The 21,087-nt window shown below is 65.4% G+C and carries 19 protein-coding genes and 2 pseudogenes; 10 read left to right on the top strand and 11 right to left on the bottom strand.

The genetic code is table 11. From position 1 onward, the window contains the following. Nucleotides 1–148: 148 nt before the first annotated feature. Together glgC and glgA are read left to right on the top strand one after the other, a co-directional pair. Nucleotides 149–1,412, top strand: a pseudogene (gene glgC, locus ACVIGB_RS20610) (glucose-1-phosphate adenylyltransferase). Continuing rightward, nucleotides 1,409–2,863 (top strand): glycogen synthase GlgA, encoded by a 1,455-nt coding sequence (gene glgA, locus ACVIGB_RS20615; RefSeq protein ID WP_456721271.1) that lies wholly within the window; start codon nt 1,409–1,411, stop codon nt 2,861–2,863. The pseudogene glgC and the gene glgA overlap by 4 nt, the downstream one beginning before the upstream one ends. 7 nt (nt 2,864–2,870) lie before the next feature. Here the strand turns inward: glgA and ACVIGB_RS20620 are convergent, their stop codons facing one another. The 10 genes and pseudogenes from ACVIGB_RS20620 to ACVIGB_RS20665 form a co-directional block, all read right to left on the bottom strand. Further along, complete coding sequence (locus tag ACVIGB_RS20620) at nt 2,871–3,203, bottom strand: hypothetical protein (protein ID WP_456721270.1); 333 nt, start codon at nt 3,201–3,203, stop codon at nt 2,871–2,873. A 152-nt stretch (nt 3,204–3,355) separates the two neighbouring features. Continuing rightward, complete coding sequence (locus ACVIGB_RS20625) at nt 3,356–4,486, bottom strand: serine hydrolase (RefSeq protein ID WP_456721269.1); 1,131 nt, start codon at nt 4,484–4,486, stop codon at nt 3,356–3,358. Nucleotides 4,487–5,017: 531 nt separating this feature from the next. After that, nucleotides 5,018–5,506 (bottom strand): DUF417 family protein, encoded by a 489-nt coding sequence (locus tag ACVIGB_RS20630; protein WP_456721268.1) that lies wholly within the window; start codon nt 5,504–5,506, stop codon nt 5,018–5,020. 167 nt (nt 5,507–5,673) lie between these two features. Then, nucleotides 5,674–6,891: an ABC transporter substrate-binding protein gene (locus ACVIGB_RS20635; protein ID WP_456721267.1), complete on the bottom strand. Its 1,218-nt coding sequence runs from the start codon at nt 6,889–6,891 to the stop codon at nt 5,674–5,676. 28 nt (nt 6,892–6,919) lie between these two features. Continuing rightward, nucleotides 6,920–7,894, bottom strand: a complete 975-nt coding sequence (locus tag ACVIGB_RS20640) for an NAD(P)H-dependent flavin oxidoreductase (RefSeq protein ID WP_456721266.1) — start codon at nt 7,892–7,894, stop codon at nt 6,920–6,922. A gap of 2 nt (nt 7,895–7,896) precedes the next feature. Beyond that, nucleotides 7,897–8,268, bottom strand: coding sequence for an enoyl-CoA hydratase-related protein (locus ACVIGB_RS20645; RefSeq protein WP_456749198.1), 372 nt, complete (start codon nt 8,266–8,268; stop codon nt 7,897–7,899). A gap of 49 nt (nt 8,269–8,317) precedes the next feature. Beyond that, nucleotides 8,318–8,671, bottom strand: a pseudogene (locus ACVIGB_RS20650) (enoyl-CoA hydratase-related protein); the annotation flags it as partial. Nucleotides 8,672–8,680: 9 nt separating this feature from the next. Further along, entirely contained in the window at nt 8,681–9,472 is a 792-nt protein-coding gene (locus ACVIGB_RS20655) for an SDR family NAD(P)-dependent oxidoreductase (protein ID WP_456721264.1), read from the bottom strand. After that, nucleotides 9,469–11,019 (bottom strand): class I adenylate-forming enzyme family protein, encoded by a 1,551-nt coding sequence (locus tag ACVIGB_RS20660; RefSeq protein ID WP_456721263.1) that lies wholly within the window; start codon nt 11,017–11,019, stop codon nt 9,469–9,471. The genes ACVIGB_RS20655 and ACVIGB_RS20660 overlap by 4 nt, the downstream gene beginning before the upstream one ends. After that, a complete protein-coding gene (locus ACVIGB_RS20665; protein WP_456721262.1) occupies nt 11,016–11,672 on the bottom strand; it encodes a TetR/AcrR family transcriptional regulator in 657 nt (218 codons plus the stop codon). Before ACVIGB_RS20665 ends, ACVIGB_RS20660 begins: the two co-directional genes overlap by 4 nt. A gap of 97 nt (nt 11,673–11,769) precedes the next feature. Here ACVIGB_RS20665 and ACVIGB_RS20670 point away from each other — a divergent pair, with 97 nt between their 5' ends. Together ACVIGB_RS20670 and ACVIGB_RS20675 are read left to right on the top strand one after the other, a co-directional pair. Continuing rightward, entirely contained in the window at nt 11,770–12,189 is a 420-nt protein-coding gene (locus tag ACVIGB_RS20670; protein WP_456721261.1) for a Zn-ribbon domain-containing OB-fold protein, read from the top strand. An 18-nt stretch (nt 12,190–12,207) separates the two neighbouring features. After that, on the top strand, nt 12,208–13,347 hold the full coding sequence (locus ACVIGB_RS20675; protein ID WP_456721260.1) for a thiolase family protein: 1,140 nt from the start codon (nt 12,208–12,210) through the stop codon (nt 13,345–13,347). A 22-nt stretch (nt 13,348–13,369) separates the two neighbouring features. On the opposite strand, the gene ACVIGB_RS20680 is transcribed toward ACVIGB_RS20675, so the two are convergent. After that, nucleotides 13,370–14,005 (bottom strand): TetR family transcriptional regulator, encoded by a 636-nt coding sequence (locus tag ACVIGB_RS20680; RefSeq protein ID WP_456721259.1) that lies wholly within the window; start codon nt 14,003–14,005, stop codon nt 13,370–13,372. A gap of 251 nt (nt 14,006–14,256) precedes the next feature. On the opposite strand from ACVIGB_RS20680, the gene ACVIGB_RS20685 reads away from it, so the two are divergent. Genes ACVIGB_RS20685 through ACVIGB_RS20710 form a run of 6 tightly spaced genes read left to right on the top strand, consistent with a single transcriptional unit; the run spans nt 14,257 to nt 21,068 of the window. Beyond that, the gene (locus ACVIGB_RS20685; protein WP_456721258.1) at nt 14,257–15,567 is read left to right on the top strand and encodes a phytoene desaturase family protein; all 1,311 of its coding nucleotides are present in this window, start codon (nt 14,257–14,259) and stop codon (nt 15,565–15,567) included. 5 nt (nt 15,568–15,572) lie between these two features. Continuing rightward, nucleotides 15,573–16,427 carry an ABC transporter ATP-binding protein gene (locus tag ACVIGB_RS20690; RefSeq protein WP_456721257.1) on the top strand — a complete coding sequence of 285 codons (855 nt, stop codon included), beginning with the start codon at nt 15,573–15,575 and terminating at the stop codon, nt 16,425–16,427. Further along, nucleotides 16,424–17,215, top strand: coding sequence for an ABC transporter ATP-binding protein (locus ACVIGB_RS20695; RefSeq protein ID WP_456721256.1), 792 nt, complete (start codon nt 16,424–16,426; stop codon nt 17,213–17,215). The genes ACVIGB_RS20690 and ACVIGB_RS20695 overlap by 4 nt, the downstream gene beginning before the upstream one ends. Next, nucleotides 17,215–19,149, top strand: coding sequence for an AMP-dependent synthetase/ligase (locus ACVIGB_RS20700; protein WP_456721255.1), 1,935 nt, complete (start codon nt 17,215–17,217; stop codon nt 19,147–19,149). The genes ACVIGB_RS20695 and ACVIGB_RS20700 overlap by 1 nt, the downstream gene beginning before the upstream one ends. Then, nucleotides 19,150–20,022 carry a branched-chain amino acid ABC transporter permease gene (locus tag ACVIGB_RS20705; RefSeq protein WP_456721254.1) on the top strand — a complete coding sequence of 291 codons (873 nt, stop codon included), beginning with the start codon at nt 19,150–19,152 and terminating at the stop codon, nt 20,020–20,022. After that, nucleotides 20,022–21,068, top strand: coding sequence for a branched-chain amino acid ABC transporter permease (locus tag ACVIGB_RS20710; RefSeq protein ID WP_456721253.1), 1,047 nt, complete (start codon nt 20,022–20,024; stop codon nt 21,066–21,068). The genes ACVIGB_RS20705 and ACVIGB_RS20710 overlap by 1 nt, the downstream gene beginning before the upstream one ends. Nucleotides 21,069–21,087 lie beyond the last annotated feature (19 nt).

Here is a 21,087-nt window from a genome sequence, read left to right on the forward strand (position 1 = left end):
CCGGGGTCCGGGAACGAAAATCCGCCATCCCGCTTTGCCCAACCGGGGCGCGCTTGCTAACGTTCCAATCGGCCCCGTTGGCGCCCGATCAGGCCTTCCGGACAAGAGAAGGTAGCGGGGCCACGCCTGGAGTTCTGGGAGGATGACCATGAGATCAGTCGGAAATGAACCATTGTCGCGTCACGCCCTCGCCTATGTGCTGGCCGGCGGACGCGGCAGCAGACTTCAGGAGCTCACCGACAGGGCGCGCCAAGCCGGCGGTGTATTTCGGCGGCAAGTCCCGCATCATCGATTTCGCGCTCTCCAACGCCGTAAACTCGGGCATCCGCCGCATCGCGGTGGCGACCCAGTACAAGGCGCACAGCCTGATCCGACATCTGCAAGGCGGCTGGAACTTCTTCCGCCCGGAACGAAACGAGAGTTTTGACATCCTGCCCGCAAGCCAGCGCGTCTCCGAGACCAACTGGTATCTCGGCACGGCGGACGCCGTGTATCAGAACATCGATATCCTCGAGGCGCACGGCACCAAGTACATTCTGGTGCTCGCCGGCGACCATATCTACAAGATGGACTACGAGGTGATGCTGAAGCAGCATGTCGAGAGCGGCGCCGACGTCACGGTCGGCTGCCTCGAAATGCCGCGCACGGAATCCAGCGGCTTCGGCATCATGCATGTCGACGACAACGGCCTGATCCAGTCGTTCCTGGAGAAGCCGTCCGATCCGCCGCCGATGCCCGGCAAGCCCGACAAGTCGCTCGCCAGCATGGGCATCTACGTGTTCGACTCGCAATTCCTGTTCGATGAATTGCGCCGCGATGCCGCCGATCCGAATTCCAACCATGATTTCGGCAGGGACATCATCCCCTATATCGTCAAGCACGGCCGCGCGGTGGCGCATCAGTTCAACGATTCCTGCGTCCGCTCCGGCGACGATCCCCGCTCCTACTGGCGCGATGTCGGCACCGTCGACGCCTATTGGGGCGCCAATATCGATCTCACCGACGTCGTGCCGGAGCTCGATCTCTACGACCGCGCATGGCCGATCTGGACCTATGCCGAGATCACCCCGCCCGCCAAATTCGTCCACGACGAGGACGGACGGCGCGGCCAGGCCGTCACCTCGCTGGTCTCGGGCGCCTGCATCATCTCGGGCGCGGCGCTGCGCCGATCGCTGCTGTTCACCGGCGTCCACGTCAATTCCTACGCCAATGTCGAGAACGCGGTGATCATGCCCTATGTGAATGTCGGCCGCGGCGCACGGCTCCGAAACGTCGTGATCGATCGCGGCGTGCGGATTCCGGAAGGGCTGGTGGTCGGCGAGGATCCCGAATTCGACGGCAAGCGCTTCCGCACCACCGAGAACGGGATCACGCTGATCACGCAAACGATGATCGACAGGCTCCCGACATGACGCCCATCCGCGTCCTCGCGGTCGCCTCGGAAGTCTACCCGATCGTCAAGACCGGCGGCCTCGCCGACGTGGTCGGCGCGCTGCCGGCGGCGTTGAAGCAGCACGGCGTCGCGACGCGGACGCTGGTGCCCGGCTATCCCGATGTGCTCAAGGCGCTGGCCTCGGCGGAGACGCTGCTGAACTGGGGAGAATTTTACGGCGGGCCGATCCGCGTGCTCGGCGGCACCCATGACGGTCTCGATCTTGTTGCGCTCGACGCGCCGCATCTCTATGCGCGCCCCGGCAATCCCTATGTCGGTCCCGACGGACGCGACTGGCCCGACAACGGCATCCGTTTTGCGGCGCTGTCGCGGATGGCGGCCGAAATCGGCCGGGGTGCGATCGAGGGCTTCGCCCCCGACATCGTGCATGCGCATGACTGGCAGGCCGGGCTCGCGCCGGCCTATCTGCATTATGGCGCGCAGCCGCGGCCGGGCACGGTGATGACCGTGCACAACCTCGCCTATCAGGGACAATTCTCGCCGGACATGCTGGCGGTGTTCGGCCTGCCAAGCGAGGCCTATTCGCTTCACGGCGTCGAATATTACGGCACCATCAGCCTGTTGAAGGCCGGCCTGCAATTCGCCGACCGCATCACCACGGTGTCGCCGACCTATGCGCAGGAGATCCAGAGCGACGAAGGCGGCATGGGACTCGGCGGCCTGCTGCGCGAGCGCTCCGACGTGCTGAGCGGCATCCTCAACGGCATCGACATCGATGTGTGGAATCCGGCCACCGATCCCGACATCGCGGCGCGCTTCAGCACCGGGCAAATGGCGGGGCGCGCGGCCAACAAGGCCGCGCTGCAGCAGCGCTTCGGGCTTGATCCGGCGCCGGATGCGATGCTGCTCGGCGTCATCAGCCGGCTGTCATGGCAGAAGGGGCTCGACCTGCTGCTGGAGAACATTCCGACATTGCTCGGCGAAGGCATTCAGCTCGCGCTGCTCGGCAGCGGCGATCGCGATCTGCAGGATCGCTACGCCGCGCTAGCGCGCGACAATCCCGGGCGGATCGCGGTGGTGATCGGCTATGACGAGGCGCTGGCGCATCTGATCCAGGCAGGCTCCGATGCGCTCGCGGTGCCGTCGCGGTTCGAGCCGTGCGGCCTCACCCAGCTCTGCGCGCTACGCTACGGCGCGGTCCCGATCGTTGCCAATGTCGGCGGCCTTGCCGACACCGTGCTGGGCTTCGACGAAGCCGCAGTCACCGGCAGTGCTGCGACCGGCGTCAAGTTCGCACCCGTGACCTCGGAAGCGCTCGCCCATGGCTTGCGCACGGCGAACCTGCTGTTCAACGACAAGGTGACCTGGCGCCGGCTGCAGCAGGCCGGCATGGCCACCGATGTCTCCTGGCACAATCGCGCCGGCCGCTACGCCGCACTCTACCGCGAGCTCGCCGCCGCGCGAGGATGACGCGCGATCAATTCAGCAGATCGCAGGACGCGATGCGGTTGATGTCGGCGAGGCGGCGATCGGGATTGCCCTTGAGATCGAGGCTTGCGACGAGATCGAGCAGGCGGCCATAGGCGCGGTCGGCGACCGCGACCGGCAGCGGCTCCTCGTCGAAGATTTCGACGTAATTGCCGACGAGGCCGCTCAGCAGCCGGCAAACGCCGCGTTGCTCCGGGTCGTCCTTGCCTAGGGTCTCGAGCTTTTGCTGGAAGGTCCTAAAGGTCCGCAGGCCGGGCGGTTGCTGCGAAAGCCAAGTATGCAAATCAGCAGCGCGCAAATCAGAATTTTGTAAATCAGTCATATCAGCCTCTTCAAGCAGGAGAAGAAGCTACCGGTTTATATAGCCGAACACGGTTCCGCGCCATGACGAATTTTGCATAGCATCCCCTGCCCGGCCGCGCAGGCCGTGTCATCGGATTGGCGCGCGGCATCGCTAGAGTATCTTGGTTTTGATCAAAGTCGCGCGAGTGCCGGCAGGATCCTGTAGCGCGCGATCTCGTGCGGATAGTCGCCGCGATTGGCGAGCAGCACGATGCCGAACCGGCGCGCCGGCACCAGGCCGATATAGGCTGAGGCATTGTTGAGGCCGCCCGGCTTGTCGATGACGGTGACGCCGTCCCGCCGCACGTGCTCCCACGCCATCGCCTGCCCGAACGTCGCATCGATACGAAAACTCTCGCGCATGGTCACTTGCAATGCCGCGCGCAATTCGGGATCGATCACCGCGCCGTCGAGACAGGCGCGCAGCAGCATGCCGAGATCACGCGCCGACGAGAACATCTGGCCGGTGCCGGGAAAATCGTAATAGCTTTGCTGATTGCCGGGTGGACCGATCGCCGTGCCGTCATGGGAGTAGCCCTGGACTATGCGCTGCATGATTTCCGGCGCCATCGCCGCGCGATTGTCCTCGCCACGATCCGGAACGAAGGTCGAGGTCATGCCGAGCGGCCTGAGGATACGGCTCTCGATCAACGTTGCGATCGGCATGCGATAGCGCTGCTCCAGCACCAGCTGCAGCAGGACATAGCCGGCATGGCTGTAGATGCGCTGCTTGCCCGGTTGCTCTCCTGTCTGGGGCGTCCAGGCATTGAGCATCGCGATGAACTGATCCTGGCTGAAGGCCTCGTTCGGCCATGGCGGATGATCGGTCGGCAGCAGCAGCCCCGATGTATGGTTGACGAGCTCGCCGACCGTGACGCGGCTGATATAGTCGCCGTGCAACTCCGGCAAATACTTGCCGACGGGATCGTCCAGCCGCAATTCGCCGCGCTCGGTGCCGAGTGCGACCAGTGTTGCCTCGAACAGCTTGCGCAGCGAGGCGAGATTGAACAGCGTGTCCGAGGTGACCGGCCGTTTTGCCGCAGTGTCGGCGAAGCCGTAGTTGAAGAAGGCGACCCGGCCGCCGGCATAGACCGCCGCGGCCAAGCCGCCCGGATCGACCGCGGTCGCGGTCGGCGCCAGTTCCGTCGTGACGATGTCCCTGATCTGCGCATCCATGTCGGAATCAGCCCGCGCGCCCGTCAGCACGCTAGCGGCAACGGCAAGCAGGACAGCCGCGATCCGGACGAAGAGCCATTGTCTCATGTAGAACGAATTCGGGACGATGTTGCGATGTGACCCGCAGGCGGACCTGTTTAGCCATCGAGAAATGGCGACATCGCGATCCTAGCGGTGGAACCCACGCGTCCGAATTCACGATCGCGCGTCTTGCACCGTTACCCATTCCAGCTGGGGAACGGGCGGCCCGATCGCTGTTCCGGCGGTCACTCCCGGAAACCACGATCGCGACCGCCCTCCCACTCCAGCCACGGCGCGGGAACTGCAATGGAACTAAAAAATGCGGGGCGCTTGAAAATACCAGAAACGTGCAGCGACGGAGAGGCAATACCGACGCTTGCCGGGCTCGCCGCCGATATGTCTGACTTCGTCACATTCCGCTCCAACCGGGGGACGGTTTCTTACTAGCAACAATTCGTCAATCAAGGGTTGAGTAGGCCCATGGGATTCGATTTGCAAGACACGGCTGCGTGCGACGGATTGTCCTGTTCCCGATGCGGGACGCGCGCGATGCCGTGGTTAAGCATGGCTTAACTATCGAACCCGCGGCGCGCGCACTTATCCAGTCCGCGACCGGACGATCGACCGCGGCAACGACGCCAGCAGCAGCACGAGGCAGACGCAGAGCAGCACGATGTCCTTGAACAGGAACTCGCCGGCCAGGTTCCAGGCCATCGGGTCGGTCGACAGGCTCCATTTCACCACCCCGGGTGTCGTGAAGAAGAACGACCAGGTCACTGCAAAGGTGATCACGCCCATCAATGCGCCGATTGCGGACAGGATCGGGCTGAACGCGCCGGCGGCGAGCAGCACGGCGATGCCGAACTCGGTGACGCCGAGCACATAGGCCTCGCCGCGAAGGCCGAACACCGACAGCCACGAGACGAACGGGCTGTTGCTGATGAATTGCACGATGCCTTGCGCCGATTGCAGCGTGAACTTCTGCATGCCGAACGACACGAAGATCACCACCATAACCCAGCGCAGGATCGCGAGCAGACGATAGGACCCGTCGCCTTGTTCGGCGATGTTGAACGACAGATTCATGCGGATGTTTCTTCCCTCTCGCTGCGATGCCATCATCAGCCGCGGTTACGGTGTTCGTGGCAGGATTACGCAGCGCGCCCCGCGCGCGTTACGCGAGGGAGGGCGTCACGTCCTTCACAAGGATGTGCAGACGAGGTGATCGGCAGGGCCGGCGGACGGCGGAAGCCTCAGGCCGCGGTGAACAACTTGCCGACCTTCTCGTAGGCTTCGCCCTTGAACCGCATCAGCTGAAACTGCTTGATCGGCACATAGTCGTTCGGCGTGGTGTTGAGGGTGATCCCGGGAATCAGCAGCGGCGCGGCGAAGCTGTTCAGACTGGTCGCCTGGTGCAGGATATCGGCCCGCGTCAGTTGGTCGCCACATTGCCTGATCACGTGGGCGGCGGTAGCCGCCGCCGTGTAGCCGATAGCGTAGAGGTCGTCGGCGCGATCGGCGTTCGGGACGTAACGGTCGAGGAACGCCATGTATTGCTTCATATCCGGCGTGTCGGCCCAGAGCGGATTGCCGGGGTCCTGTCTCGTCGCGAAAGCGAGAATGCCCTGCGCGGTCGCGAAGCCCGCGGGCTTCAGCGTCGCGCGGACCGAGGCATTGCCGGCACCGAGAAATATCTGCGGCCGCCATTCGAGCGCGGCCATCTTGCGCAATGCCTGGCTCGCCATCTTCGGGATGGTGATGAGGAACACCACGTCGGCGCCGGACAATTTGATCTGGACGATCTGGGAATCGATGGTCGGATCGCCGACCGAGTAATTCAGCTCCGACGTGATCTGCGCGGTCCTGGCGCCGAGACCGGTCTTCAGGCCTGCCAGCGTTGCCTTGCCGGCATCGTCGTTCTGATACAACAGGCCGATCTTCGCATCGGGCATGGTGGCGGCAATGTAGCGGCCGACGACACCTCCCTCGATCTCGTAGGTCGATCCGCCGACCATGGTCCATGGATTGGCCGCCGGGTCCGACAGCTTGCTGGCGGCTGCCGCAAGGAACAGCTGCGGGACCTTGCGCGCGTTCATGTATTTCTGCACGGCGATGTTGCCCGGCGTTCCCATCGCGCCCGCGATGAACAGCACCTCGTCGCCCTCGACCAGGCGCCGCGCCGCTTCAACCGATTTCGGCGGGCTGTAGGCGTCGTCATAGTTGATGAACTTGATCTTGCGGCCGTTGATGCCGCCGGCGTCATTCAGCATGCGGAAATAGGCATCCATGGCGTTCGCAAGCACGCCGAACGACGACACCGGGCCGCTGAGCGGGCCGAACTGCCCGATGCGGATTTCCTGATCGCTGGCACCGGGATCATAGGAGGCGCCGGCAAGTGCCTTGCCGCCAATGCATGCCGCGAGCCCAGCCGCTGCCGTCCCGAGCAGCGTTCGACGGCTGATCGTCTTCATCGGTTTCCTCCACTGGATTTAGGGCGCCTTATGCGGCGCCTCTTTCGAATGCCACGTGATATTGCGCGGCGATCTCGTCGACGATGTCGGCCGCTCCCGTCACCGCGCGCACGCCGGAGACCGAATGACCGGCGCTCCAGACCTCGATCCAGCGCCGCGGCGCTCCCGCGTCGCCCTTTCCGCCGAACTTTTCGCGCGCGCGCGCCTCCGACACGGACTCATCGAGATTTGCGGGATCGAGACCCGCCGCGACGATCGAGGGCCGCAGCATGCTGGCCTCGAGGCCGGTGAAGGCCTTCGTCAGCATGATGTCGTCGAGTGAGCTGTCGACCAGCATCCTCCGATAGGCATCGCTCGCCATGCTCTCGCGCGCTGCAATGAAGCGCGTTCCCATATAGGCGAGATCGCAGCCGAGCAGCCGCGCCGCGGCGAGCGCGGTGCCATCAGTCACGCCGCCCGCGAGCACGACCGGGCCATCGAACATGGCGCGCACCGCGCGCACGAAGGCGAATGGATTGGCCCAGCCGGTCTGCCCGCCGGCACCGGCGGTGAGCAGGATCAGGCCGTCGGCGCCCGCCTCGATCGCCTTCTCGGCATGACGGAGCGAAGCGATGTCTGCGAGCACGAGACAACCGACATCATGCAGCGGCGCGACCGCCGCCGCCGGCGAACCGACGCTGGTGATGACCATCTCGACCTTGTGCCGGACGAGACAGGCGAGATCATCCTTGAAGCGCGGCTGGCGGATGATGAGGTTCGGACAATGCGGCGCGGCCGGCCGGCCGAGATCGGCGACATTGCGCTCGATCTGATCCAGCCAGGCATCGAGCTCTTCGACCGAGCGAGCGTTCGCGGTTGGAAACGCGCCGATCGCGCCGGAGCGGCAGACCGCCGTCACGAGATCGACGCCGGAGACACGCAGCATTGGCGCCGCGATCAGCGGCAGGCGAAGCCGCTGTGCGATCGCAGCGGGGAGCGCGCTCCGGCGGGCAGCGGCCTGCATGATCAGCGTCCCTTCCAGACCGGCTTGCGCTTTTCGGCGAATGCCTTCAGCCCCTCGGTGCGATCCTCGGACTTCAGTGCGCGTTCTGCGATCGGCCCCTGCGCGGTCCAGCCCTCTTCATCGGTCCAGTTCGCGGCCTGGAAGATGATCTCCTTCGACGCAGCGAGTGCCGTCGGGCCATTGACGAGGAGCTCGTTGCCGAAGGCAACCGCCGCCTCGAGCGCCTGCCCCGGTTCGACGAGCCGGTTCACGAGGCCGAGGCGCTCGAAGTACCCCGCGCCCTTGAACTGTCCGGTCAGCGCTAGCTCCATGGCGACGTGATAGGGGATCCGCTTTGGCAGTCGGAACAGGGCCGCCGCCGATGGCGACGACATTGTGCCTGACTTCCGGCAGTCCCATCTTGGCGTCACGTGCGGCAACGATCAGATCGCAGGACAGGCAGAGCTCGAGCCCGCCGCCGACGGCATAGCCCTCGACGGCCGCGATCAGCGGCTTGCGCGGCGGCCGGCGAAACAGTCCGAAGCCGCCGCGTTCCGTCACGCCGCGCTCGCCGCGCGCGACCGCCTTGAGATCGGCGCCGGCCGAGAAGTTGCCGCCCGCGCCGGTGATGACGCCCGCGAACAGCGCATCCTCCGCGTCGAGCAGATCCATCGCATCGCAGATGCCGTGCGCGAGCGCAGCGTTGCACGCGTTGCGCGCTTCGGGACGGTTCAGGGTGACGACCAGGATGTGGCCGCGCCGTTCGGTCAGAACGACCTGTTCGCTCTCAGTAGTCATCGCTACGCCTCACAATGCGAAGGTAAAGCCGCCATTGACCGGATAGGTCTGGCCGGTGATCCACGCACTCGCATCGGAGGCAAGGAACAGCACCATGTTGGCGACGTCGGACGGCAGGCCCGGGCGGCGGATGACGTATTTCTCCATCATCTTCTTCTGCCGCTCGGGATCGGCCTTCAGCCGCGCCTCGATCGCGGGCGTCAGGGTCGCGGCAATCGCCACGCAGTTCGCCGTGATGTTGTGGCGGCCGAGCGAGCGCGCCACCGCACGCGTGAAGCCCGCGGCGCCCGCCTTTGCGCCCGAATAGACCTCGAGGCCCGCCTCACCGGCGCGGCCGGCATCGGAGATGATAGTGACGATGCGGCCGCCCTTGCGCTCGATCATCTGCGGGATGCAGGCCGAGGCGCAGTTGATGACGCCGTAGAGGTTGACGCCGATGAAGCTGTTCCAGACCTCAGGGCCGGTCTCCCAGAACGGCTTGCGTGCATCGGGATCGGGGGTCGCGCCGGCATTGCCGGCATTGTTGACGAGAACGTCGATCGGGCCGAAGGCCTGCTCGGCCTTGCCGACCATCGCCTTGACCGAGCCAAGATCGGTGACGTCGGCCTGCACCGCGATCGCCTTGCCGCCGGCGGCATCGATTTCGCGCGCGACCTGCTCGGCGCGATCGAGGAAGTAGTCATTGACGACGATGCCCGCCGCATGGTGCGCGGCGAAATGCAGCGCGATCTGGCGCCCGACGCCCTGGCCCGCACCGGTGATCAGCGTCACCTTGCCGTTCAGATCAAGAATATCACTCATACGTTTCTCTCCCGTCCCTTCCAGTAGGGCTCGCGCAATTCGCGCTTGAGCAGCTTGCCCATGGTGTTGCGTGGCAGTTCATCGACGATCGACAGCGTTCGCGGCCGCTTGTACGAAGCCAGGTGGTCGCGGCAGAAGTCGAGGATCGCGGCCTCGTCGGCAATGTGGCCCGGCTTCAGCTCGCAGAACGCCTTGACCTGCTCGCCGAACTCGTCGTCGGGGATGCCGATAACAGCGACGTCCTGCACATCGGGATGTCTGAGGATCGCGGCCTCGATCTCGGCCGGATAGATGTTGACGCCGCCGGCGATGATCATGTCCTTGGCGCGATCGGTGATGAACAGATAACCGTCGTCGTCGAGCATCCCGACATCGCCGACGCGGAAGTATCCGTCGTCGTCGCACGTGTCCGCTCCGAGCGGCTTGCCGTTCAGATAGGAGCGGATCGTCACCGGCGTCCTGATCCAGATCTCGCCGGACTGGTTGCGCGGCAGCTCGCGCCCGTCGGCATCGCGAATCGAGATGTCGACATGCTTGTGCGGGCGGCCGCTGGACCCGGGCTTGCGTTCCTGCATCTCCGGCGGCAGGAAACTGATCATGCCTACCTCGGTCGCGCCGTAGCCTTCGCCAAGCACGCCTGCGCCGAAATAGCGGATGATCCAGCGCTTGAGCTCGTAGGGCACCGGCGCTGCGCCGACCGACAGCGCGCGGATCGACGACACGTCGTAAGCGTCGAGCACGTCCTTCGGCAGCGCCGCCAGGCGCTTGTACATGGTGGGAACGCCGGTCCAGTTGGTGACGCGGTGCTTTGCGATCAGGCGAAGCGCGCCTTCCGGATCGAAGCGGCGCATCAGGATCACCGGGTTGCCGAGCTGGATCGCACCCCAGACCTGCGACGGGCCGGCGCCATGATGCAGCGGCAGCGTCAGCAGCGAGACGCCGCCCGGCTGACCGCGCCGGGTCTGCGCCACGTCGCGGAGATATTCGCTGGTGCGTTGATCCATCTGCACGCCCGGCTGCACCGCCGAGACCACGCCCTTGGGCAGGCCCGTGGTGCCTGATGTGTAGAGGATCAGCGGCGGCCGTCCGGTGGAATGCAGCGGCGGCTCGGCGGGCCCGTCGAGCAGATCGGAGAATGCGACGAAGCCTGGCGACGCGGAACCGATCGAGACCGCGAGCTTGATCGGCAAACCCTCGAATGCGGGCTTCAGCGCCGCCGGATCCTCATCGTCGCAGACGATGACCTGGGCGCCGCTGTTGGACAGCACGTACTGCGTCTCCGATGGCGTCAGCCGCCAGTTCAGGCCGAGCAGCGAGCAGCGCAGCTTGCCGATCGCCTCGCTCAGGATCGGCCACTCGATCCGGATCTGGGTCCGCAACACCACGATGTCGCCGGCGACGACGCCTCTGGCCGCAAGGCCGTGCGCGACGCGGTTCGCGGCGTCGTTGAGCTGCGACCAGGTCATCCGGTGATCGCCCTCGATGAAGGCGATATCGTCGGGGCGATTGGCGGCCCAGTATTCGACGCTGTTCGGCAGGATGCTCATTTCGCCAGCCTACGTTCGAGCGTCGCGATGAAGTGCGCGCTGACGACCTCGAGATTCAGTCCCTCCGGATCGACCAGCCACTGCGCCACCGATCCGCGCAGCGTGGCGATGATCAACGCGCTTTCGGTCTCCGGATCGATATCGGCGCGCAACCGGCCCTCGGCCATTCCCGCCCTGAGGGCGGCGGCGATCTCGCCTCGGGTTTCGCGATTGAGTTTCGCCACGGTGGCCGTGATCGGCGGCACGGTGAGCGCGCCCGCCAGCACGGCATGAAAGGCGCGCGCCATCACAGGATTCCGCGCCGGCATCACGAAGTAGTATCGGCACGACGAGAGCAGGCTGTCGTAGCCGGTCAGCCCCGGCGCGGAAGCGCGGCGTTCGGTGATGAAGGATTCGATGATGTAGGTGCCGAGCGCCGACAGCAGGTCGGCCTTGGTCTTGAAATAGTGCGACGGCAAACCGCGACTGTAGCCGGCGCGCTCGCCGGCCTCCGCCAGCGTGATCGCCTCGAGCCCGTTTTCAGCGACGATCAGCGCGGCCGCTTCGAGGATCCGCCGCTCCGCCTCGTCGCGCCGCTCGACCTGGGTCCGCCGTGACACCGATACGGGCGCGTCATCTCGCTGCTCCTGCGCGCGTCGAACTGCTCGTGCCATTCAGCTTCGCTCCCTTTGCCGTGCGGCCACTTCTTGCTTGCATTCAAGCTAAAATAATGTTTGTTGGTCAGTCAACAAGTTTCTTTGGAGGAAACGCATGCAACCGAACAAGCTACTGAAACCAGGGCTGTATTCCGCAGCATCTAATGACCAGGCGGGGGCGACAGTCCGCCTCAAGGGCGGCCGCTGCCGCTGCGGATACGTCTTCTTCCCGATGCAGACCTATGGCTGCGAGCGCTGTGGCAGCCACGGCGATGCGCTGACGCCTTGCGAACTCTCGGCCCAGGGAACGCTGCTTGCGGAGGCAACCGTTCACCTCCACGCCGACAAGAACCGTCCGGCTCCCTTCACCATCGTCAAGGTCGCGCTCGACGACGGCCCTGTCATTCGCACCCTACTTGCCGAGGACAGCGCGCCCGTTGTGCCGGGCCAGCGCGTGAGCGGCAGGCTCGCCGCAATCGGACAGAGCGAGAGCGGCGAGACCGTGCTCGATCTCCGCTTCAGCATCGCATCCTGATTGATCCGGAGGTTTGCCATGACACGATCACTCAACGAGCTGCGGCCGGTCTACGTCGTCGGCATCGGCTGGCATCGCTACCAGAACCCGAGCGAGACACCCTATGTGGAGCTCGGCCTCACCGCGATCCGCGCCGCGCTTGCCGATGCGCGCATCGAATGGCCCGCGGTCGAATCGACCTATGTCGCGACCGCGCTGCTCGGCATGGCGTCGGGGCGGCCGATGCTGCGCCATCTCGGCGCGACCGGCGCGCCGCTGATGCATGTCGAGAATGCATCGGCCTCCGGATCGACCGCGTTCCGCCATGCCTGCATCGAGGTCGCGAGCGGCATCTCCGATGTTGCCCTGGCGGTTGGCGTCGACAAGCGCAATCCGGTGCGGCGCCCCGAGACCGGCATCGGAAACCTCGCCGAAGACGCCATCGTCCCCTTCACGCATTTCGCGCTGCTGACCAATGAATACGCGGTCCGCCACAACGCCTCGACCGAGGACATTGCCATGGTCGCGGTGAAGAACCACCGCAACGGCGCCAAGAATCCGAACGCGCAGCGACAGCAAGAGCGCACGCTCGACGAGGTGCTCGGCGGCAAGCGAGTGTCGGGATCGCTGACGTCACTGCAATGCACGCCGATCGGCGAAGGCGCCGCCGCCGTGATCGTCGCATCCGAGGACGGCATTCGCAGGCTTGGCATCGACGCCGGCCGCGCCATTCGCACCACGGCCTCGGTCGGCCGCAGCGAACGGGTCTATCCGCCCGGCGCCGGCTTCGACGCGGCGCTCACCAAGGAGACCGCCGACCTTGCTCTGGCGCAGGCCAAGTTAACGCCGAAGGATCTCGACATCATCGAGCTGCACGACGCCTTCACGGTCGAGGAGCTGCACTACATCGAAAGCATCGGCCTCTGCCCCGAGGGGCATGGCGTTCGCATGCTGAAGGACGGCGCGCTCGATATCGGCGGGCAATGCGCGATCAACCCCTCCGGCGGCCTGATCGCGATGGGACACCCGATCGGCCCCACCGGTATCGGCCAGATCGGCGAGATCGTGATGCAGCTGCGTGGCGAGGCCGGCCCACGCCAGCATGGCGGCGCGCGCATTGGGCTGGCGCATATGGTCGGCGTCGGCGCGGTCTGTTACGTGCACATCCTGCAACGGTGACGCCGCTCGAAGACGCGCCAGCTCACGCGCGCTGGCGCTGCGGCCGCGCGGCGTCCTTGGCCGGCACCGGCATGGTGAAACCGTACAGGAACAGGTCCACCACCATGTCGGCGAACTCGCCGGGATCGACGCCGCCCTTCGGATCGTACCAAGTGTGGCTGAAGTTCAGGATGCCGAACAGCATCATGCTGTAGATCTTCTTGGTCCGCCTGACGATCTTGCCTTCCTTGTCGAGCTTGACCAGGAGATCCGAGACCGTGTCGACGAGCTGGCGCTCCAGCGCCTTGATCGCATCCTGCTCGGTCTCACCGAGGAACGAGAGGTCGTTGAGGATGACGCGCTGCTCGTCGCTCGAGCGCGCATTGAGTGCGACGATGGCCTGGATCGCCGCACGAAACTGCTCCAGCGTTGCCGCCTTGCCGGCCATCGCGGCCTCGACATCGGCGATCATCTCGCGGATATGCGCATCCAGGATCGCGAACAGGATCGCTTCCTTCGAGTCGAAATAATGATACAGCGCGCCGCGCGACAGCTTGCAGGCATCCGCAAGGTCGGCGATCGAGGCACGCATGTAGCCCTGCCGCGCGAACAGGCCGCAGGCGGTGGTGAGGATGCCCCGCTGGATCTCGTCGTAGTTTTCTGAGCGCGTCCGCGCCATACTCGTTTCTCTCGTGCACCATCGGCGTCGCCGGAATCGGACGACACCCGTCTCTCTATACTACCGCCGCTCCACGCCCTCCTCCCCTTTGCGGGCGCCATCCACCAGAACTCTTCCATCGCTCGCCACGGCGCGCGACCTGCGTCAAAAAATAATTTGAACGACCGGTCGGATTATATTAGAGTGCCTGCCATCAAGCAAGCAGATTGCGCACGCCGGAACCAATCCGGCGGCATCGAGGGAGGCTGCGCGTGGATTCTCATAAGGTCGATGCTGTCGTGATCGGAGCCGGCGCCGGCGGGCTATGCGCCGCGGCGCGTCTCGCCCATGGCGGGCTGCATACGCTCGTCGTCGACGACAAGGACCGGCTCGGCGGGCGCGCCTCGACCGAGGAGATCGACGGCTTCAAGGTCAATATCGGCGCGATCGCGATCGAGTTCGGCGGCGTGTTCGAGGAGACCTTCCACACCGTCGGCGCGCCGCTCGATATCCGCGCGCCGGAGCCTGCGAGCTCGTTCTTCATCGACGGCAAGGTGATCGATGTCGGCCGCGGCGGCTGGTCGCTGCTGCTCGGGCAACTCACGAAGCAAGCCTCGCGCATTCTGGAGAAATTCGCCGATGCCCGTTCCGGCAACCTGCCCGACGGGCGGCAATCGACCGAGGACTGGCTGAAGGGCTACACCAGCAACGCCACGGTGCACGCGCTGTTTCGCAATCTCTGCGCGGCGATCTTCGCCTGCAACGCCGCCGAGCTGCCGGCCCGCGCCTTCCTCACCTATTTCACCAGCAAGGGTGCCTTCAAGAAGTTCGGCTTCTGCCCGCAGGGCACGATCGGCGTCTGGAACAGCCTGGGCGGCGCAATCCGGCGCAATGGCGACATCTGGCTCGCCACGCCGGCGACCACGATCCACACCGCCAACGGCCGCGTCGAAGGCGTCACCGTGCTCCGGAACGGCGAGCGGGTGCGGATCGACACCGACCTCGTCATCAGCAACGCCGGACCGAAAGCCACCGTCGCGCTCGCCGGCAGCGCGGCGTTCCCGGCGGATTACATCGCCAAGGTGAAGAACGACCTTCGCCCGGCCGCCAACATCGTCATCAATGTCGCGAGCCGCGAGCCGCTGATCAACCATCCCGGCATCGTCACCTTCGGCAAGACGCGCCGGCTCTGCAACATGGCGAACCTCTCCGCCACCTGTCCGGAGCTGGCGCCGCCCGGCTGGCACCTCTACGTCGCTTATGCCGTGCCGGTGCCGGCGCTCGGCGATTTCGATTCCGACGCCGAGGTCGCGCTTGCGCTCGAGGACCTTCGCGAGCAGTTCGCCAATTTCGACCAGGCGAAAATCCTGTCGATCCGGGTGATGCGCGACGACTGGCCGGCGCAACGCAGCTGCGCCGGTTACGATCTGCCGCGCGAGACCGGCATCGAAGGCCTGTGGTGCGTCGGCGACGCGGTGAAGCAATATGGCAATGGCGGCACCCAGGCTTGTGCCGAGACCGCCAAGATTGTCACCGATGCGATCTTCGCCGCGCGGCCGCGCCGATCGGCCGGCCGGGTCTGAACGCGATGCCGACGACCATTCCGCATCCGACGCCACAGGCCGCGCCCCAGGCCGCGCCGGCGCCGGAGTGCCTGCTCGAATTCCGTAACATCCGGATCGTCTACGACAACGCGATCGAGGCGATCCGCGATGTCTCGATCGCGGTGCCCGAAGGCAACATCGTCGCCCTGCTCGGCTCCAACGGCGCCGGCAAGTCGACGTTGCTGAAGGCGATGTCCGGCATCCTCTACACCGAGGAAGGCGTGATCGAGAACGGCAGCATCCGCTTCCGCAACGACGAGGTGGATCACCTCGCGCCGGATGAACTGGTGCGCCGCGGCATCGTGCAGGTTCCGGAAGGCCGCCGCGTGTTCGCGGCGCTGACCATCGACGAGAATTTGCAAATGGGCGGCTACACCAGGACCGGCGCCGAGGCGCGCGAGCGCCGCGACAAGGTGTTTGCGCTGTTTCCGCGACTCTATGAGCGGCGCGACCAGATCGCCGGCTACATGTCCGGCGGCGAGCAACAAATGCTCGCGATCGGCCGCGCGCTGATGACCGATCCGGCGCTGCTGGCGCTCGATGAGCCGTCGCTCGGCCTCGCGCCTCTGATCATCGACCGCATCTATGAGGTGATCGTCCGGCTGCGAGACGAGCTGAAGATGACCGTGCTGCTGGTGGAGCAGAACGCGCAGCGCGCGCTCGATATCGCCGATTACGGCTACATCCTGGAGACCGGCCGCGTCGTGCTCGACGGCACGGCCGCGAGGCTCACCGCCAACGAGGACGTCCGGGAATTCTACCTCGGCGTCTCCTCCGCGGGCCGCAAGAGCCTGCGCGACGTCAAGCATTACAAGCGCCGCAAGCGGTGGCTGTCGTGACCGCGCTGCTCACAGTCGAGAGCCTGTCCAAGCGCTTCGGTGGCCTGCAGGCGGTCGCCGATGTCAGCCTGCAGGTCACAGCTGGCGAGATCTGCAGCGTGATTGGCCCGAACGGCGCCGGCAAGACCACGCTGTTCAACATGATCTCGGGCGTGCTGCGACCGAGCGGCGGCCGGATCACCTTCGACGGCATCGACCTTTCGACCATTTCGCCGTGGAAGTTCGCGGCCGTCGGCATCGGCCGCACTTTCCAGAATCTGGCGCTGTTCAAGCACGGCACCGTGGTCGAGAACATCCTGACCGGCCGCCACACCCATCTGCGCTCGACCGTGCTCGACGCCGTGGTGTTCTTCGGCCGCACCCGCAAGGAAGAGATCGCGGCCCGGCAGCGCGTCGAGCAGATCATCGAATTCCTCGAGATCGAGCATATCAGGGACGCCGTGGTCGGCACGCTGTCCTACGGCCAGCAGAAGCGCGTCGAGCTTGCCCGCGCGCTCGCCTGCGAGCCGAAACTGTTGCTGCTCGACGAGATGGTTTCGGGCATGAACCAGGAGGAGACCGAAGACATTGCGCGCTTCGTGCTCGACATCCGCGACGACCTCGGCATCACCGTTGTGATGATCGAGCACGAGATGCGCATCGTGATGGACATCTCCGACCGTATCCATGTGCTGAATTTCGGCCGTAAGATCGCCGAAGGCACGCCCGACGAGGTCAGGCGCGATCCGGCCGTCGCGGAGGCCTATCTCGGCGGCCAGCGCGCCGAAGCGATGAAGGCAGGCGCGTGATGTCGACGATGGACAGCCTGCGCACCACGCATCCGCCGCTGCAAGCCAGCGCCGCGCGCCGCGCGCCTGCGGCAGGCGCCGACGCGCTGCAGGCGGCGCTTGCGGATGCCGCCATCACCATCCCGCAATTGCTGCGGCAGCGGGCCGCCATGCATGGCGATGCGCTGGCACTGCGCGAGAAGGACTACGGCATCTGGAATCCCTATTCCTGGCGGTACTACTACGAGACCGCGCGCGCGGTCGCGCTCGGCCTGCTCGCGCTCGGGATCAAGCCGGGCGACCGGGTCGCCATTGCCGGCGAGAACACGCCGGAATGGTTCTACGCCGATCTTGGCGCCCAGATGATCGGCGCAGTCGCGGTCGGCATCTATCCGACCAATCCCTGGGTCGAGCTGCAATATATCGTCAAGCATTCCGGCGCCCGGGTCGTCATCACCGGCGATCAGGAGCAGACCGACAAGGTGCTCGACGCAATGGCCAGCAATGGCGGCCTGCCGGATCTGGAGGCCATCGTCTGCGTCGACATGAAGGGCCTGCGGCACTACCGCCAGTCCGAGCTGATGTCGTTCGCAGCGCTTTGCGAACGCGGCAAGGCCTACGCCGACGCGAACCCGGAGGCTAACGCCACCCTCGACCGCCTGATCAGCCAGGGCGCACCCGACGATGTCTGTATCCTCGTCTACACCTCGGGCACAACGGGCCCGCCCAAGGGCGCGATGTTGACCCACCGCAATCTCGTCTACGCCGCCTATGCCTACGCCAAGACCGTCGGCATTGCAGACAAGCCGTTCGAGGCGGTGAGCTATCTGCCGCTCTGCCACGTCGCCGAGCGCTGCTACGGCACGGTGACGCATTTGGTACTCGGCGGCACCGTGTCGTTTGCCGAATCGATCGACACAGTCGCGATCAACATTCGCGAGATCGCGCCAACGTTCTTTGTCGGCGTGCCCCGCATCTACGAGAAGCTACAACAGAGCCTTCTGTTCCGCCTCGGCGAGAGCGGCCGGCTGAGGCAGGCCTTTACCAAGGCCTGCCTCGCCTGGGGCCGCACGCTGTCCGACCGCCGGCAGGCCGGCAAGGCCAATTGGCTCGATCACGCCGCCTACGGGCTGCTTTACCTCCTGATATTCCGCAATTTGCAGCGCCATCTCGGCTTCGCTTACAGCCGGCACCGGCTATGCGCCGGCGCTTCGATCTCACCGGAGACGCTGCGCTTCTTCGACATCATCGGCCGTCCAGTGTCGCAGGGCTATGGCCTCACCGAAAGCGGCGGCGTCGCCTTCATCCAGACCGAAAGCCACCACCGGATCGGCGGCTGCGGCGTGCCGCTGCCGCAGACGGAATGGAAACTCGACAGCGACGGCGAGATCCTGCTGCGCAACCCCGGCGTCTTCAAGGGCTACTTCCTCGACGAGAAGGCCTCGACCGCCTCGCTCGAACAAGGCGGCTGGCTGCGCACCGGCGACATCATCGACGTCCTCGACAACGGCGAGATCGCCGTGGTCGACCGCAAGAAGGCGATCATCATCACCGCCGGCGGCAAGAACATCGCCCCGTCGGAGATCGAGAATGCGCTGAAGGATTCCGAATTCATCAAGGAAGCGATCGTGGTCGGTGAGGCCAGAAAGTACCTCGGCGCCATCGTCCAGGTCGATTACGACAATGTCGGCCGCTGGGCGCGCGATCGGGCGCTGGCCTATACCAACTACAAGTCGCTGTCGCAGCTGCCCGAAGTGCACGAGCTGGTCGAGCGTATCGTGGGCGAGACCAACAAGCGCTTCGCCCGGGTCGAGAACATCCGCCGCTTCGCCATCCTCGAGAAGGAGCTCGACCACGACGACGGCGAGCTGACCGCCACGCAGAAGGTCCGCCGCGCCATGATCGAGAAGAAGTTCGCGCGCGAGCTCGGCATCATCTACCAGTCGGAGGGCTGAATGCAGTATCTCCTGCAGCTCTTGATCTCGGGGCTGGCGATCGGTGCGATCTACGGCCTGATCGCGATGGGCTTTGCGGTGATCTACAAGTCCACCGGGCTGGTCAATTTCGCGCAGGGCGAGATGACCATGATCACGGCCTATATCGCCTGGACCATCTCGACCACAGTCAGCGGCAATGTGTTCGTCGTCGCGGCGGGCGCGATCCTCGCCGCAATCCTGCTCGGCCTCATCATCGAGCGTTTTGTGATGCGGCCGATGCTGGGCGAGCCGGTGTTCGCGACCGTGATGGTCACGATCGGGCTCGCGGTGATCCTGCGCTCGGCCATCAACTTCGTCTGGGACGCCTATCCGCACGGCCTCGATATCGGCATGGGCCGCGGCATCGTGCATCTCGGCGGCATCGGCGTGCGCACCGGGCAGATTGCCGTCATCGTGACGCTGCTGGCGCTACTCGCCGCGATCTGGGCGTTCTTCCGCTACAGCAAGGTCGGTGTCGCGATGCGCGCGGTCGCGGCCGACGACCGCACCGCGCTGTTGATGGGCATCAGCGCAACAAGAGTCCATGCACTGGCCTGGGCCGCGTCGTCGGTGATCGCCGGCATCGGCGGCGTGTTCTTCGCGCTCTCCTACGATCTGTCGCCGGCGATGTTCCAGCTCGGGCTGAAGGCGTTTCCGGCCACGATCCTGGGCGGGCTTGACGCAGTGCTCGGCTCCGGCCTCGGCGGCCTCCTGATCGGCATCACCGAAAACCTCGCCGGCGGCTATCTCGGCTCCGGTATGAAGGAGGTGGCGGGCTTTGCCATGATCATCGTCGTGCTGATGATCCGCCCATTCGGCATCTTCGGCGAACGCGACATCGAGAGGGTCTGATGCGCACCGGCGATTACAAACAGAGCTATGGCGAGCTGGTTGCGCTGATCGATTCCCCGCCGGTCTGGCTCTGGTCGGCGGTGCTGCTGCTGGCACTGATCGCTGCGCCCTACCTGCTGAATTCCTACGCGTTGTCGTTCCTGATGATCATCCTGATCACAACGACCGGCGCGCTCGGGCTCAACATCCTGACCGGTTACACCGGCCTGATCTCGCTCGGCCATGTCGGCTTCCTCCTCACCGGCGCCTATGCTTACGCGGTGCTGGTCTCGAAGTACCACATGCCGCCGCTGGTTGGCTTCCTCGGCGCCGGCGTGGTGCCGGCGCTGGCGAGCCTGATCGTCGGCGCGCCGTCGCTGCGGCTCAAGGGGCTCTATCTCGCCATCACCACACTCGCCTTCTCCTTCATCATCAACACCGTGATCCTGGAGATGCGCTGGCTCACCAACGGCGCCCGCGGCATCCAGGTGCAGCGGCCGGAGATCCTCGGCATCAGCTTCGACAGCGATCCGGCTTTCACTTATCTCTGCCTCGCCTTCGCAGCCTTGACGCTGTTCGCCACCCTCAACATCCGCCGCAGCCGGGTCGGCCGCGCCTTCGTTGCGATCAGGGACAACGACACCGCAGCGCGCGTGATGGGCATCAATCTGCATGCCTACAAGCTGTTCGCCTTCGTCACCTCGGCCTTCATCACCGGGCTCGCCGGCGCGCTCTACGGCATCTATCTCTCCTTTGTCAGCGTCGAGGGCTTTCCGTTCCTGCTCTCGATCGAGGCGCTGGCGATCCTGATCGTCGGCGGGCTGGGCTCCGCGCTCGGCGCCGTGCTCGGCACGGTCCTGATCGTGCTGCTGCCGGAGGCGACCAGGCTGATCTTCGGCCTGTTCAGCGCGCAGATGGACGCGACCTTCACGACCGGCGCGCAGGAGCTGAAGAGCATGCTCTACGGCCTCGTCATCATCCTGTTCCTGCGCTTCCAGCCCCGCGGACTGGTCGGCGCCTGGCACGACATCAAGCGGACCTGGGTGCACTGGCCGCTGCGCTACTAACCAAAAAAAGACGCAACAC

The sequence above is a fragment of the Bradyrhizobium sp. USDA 4341 genome (assembly GCF_054063755.1).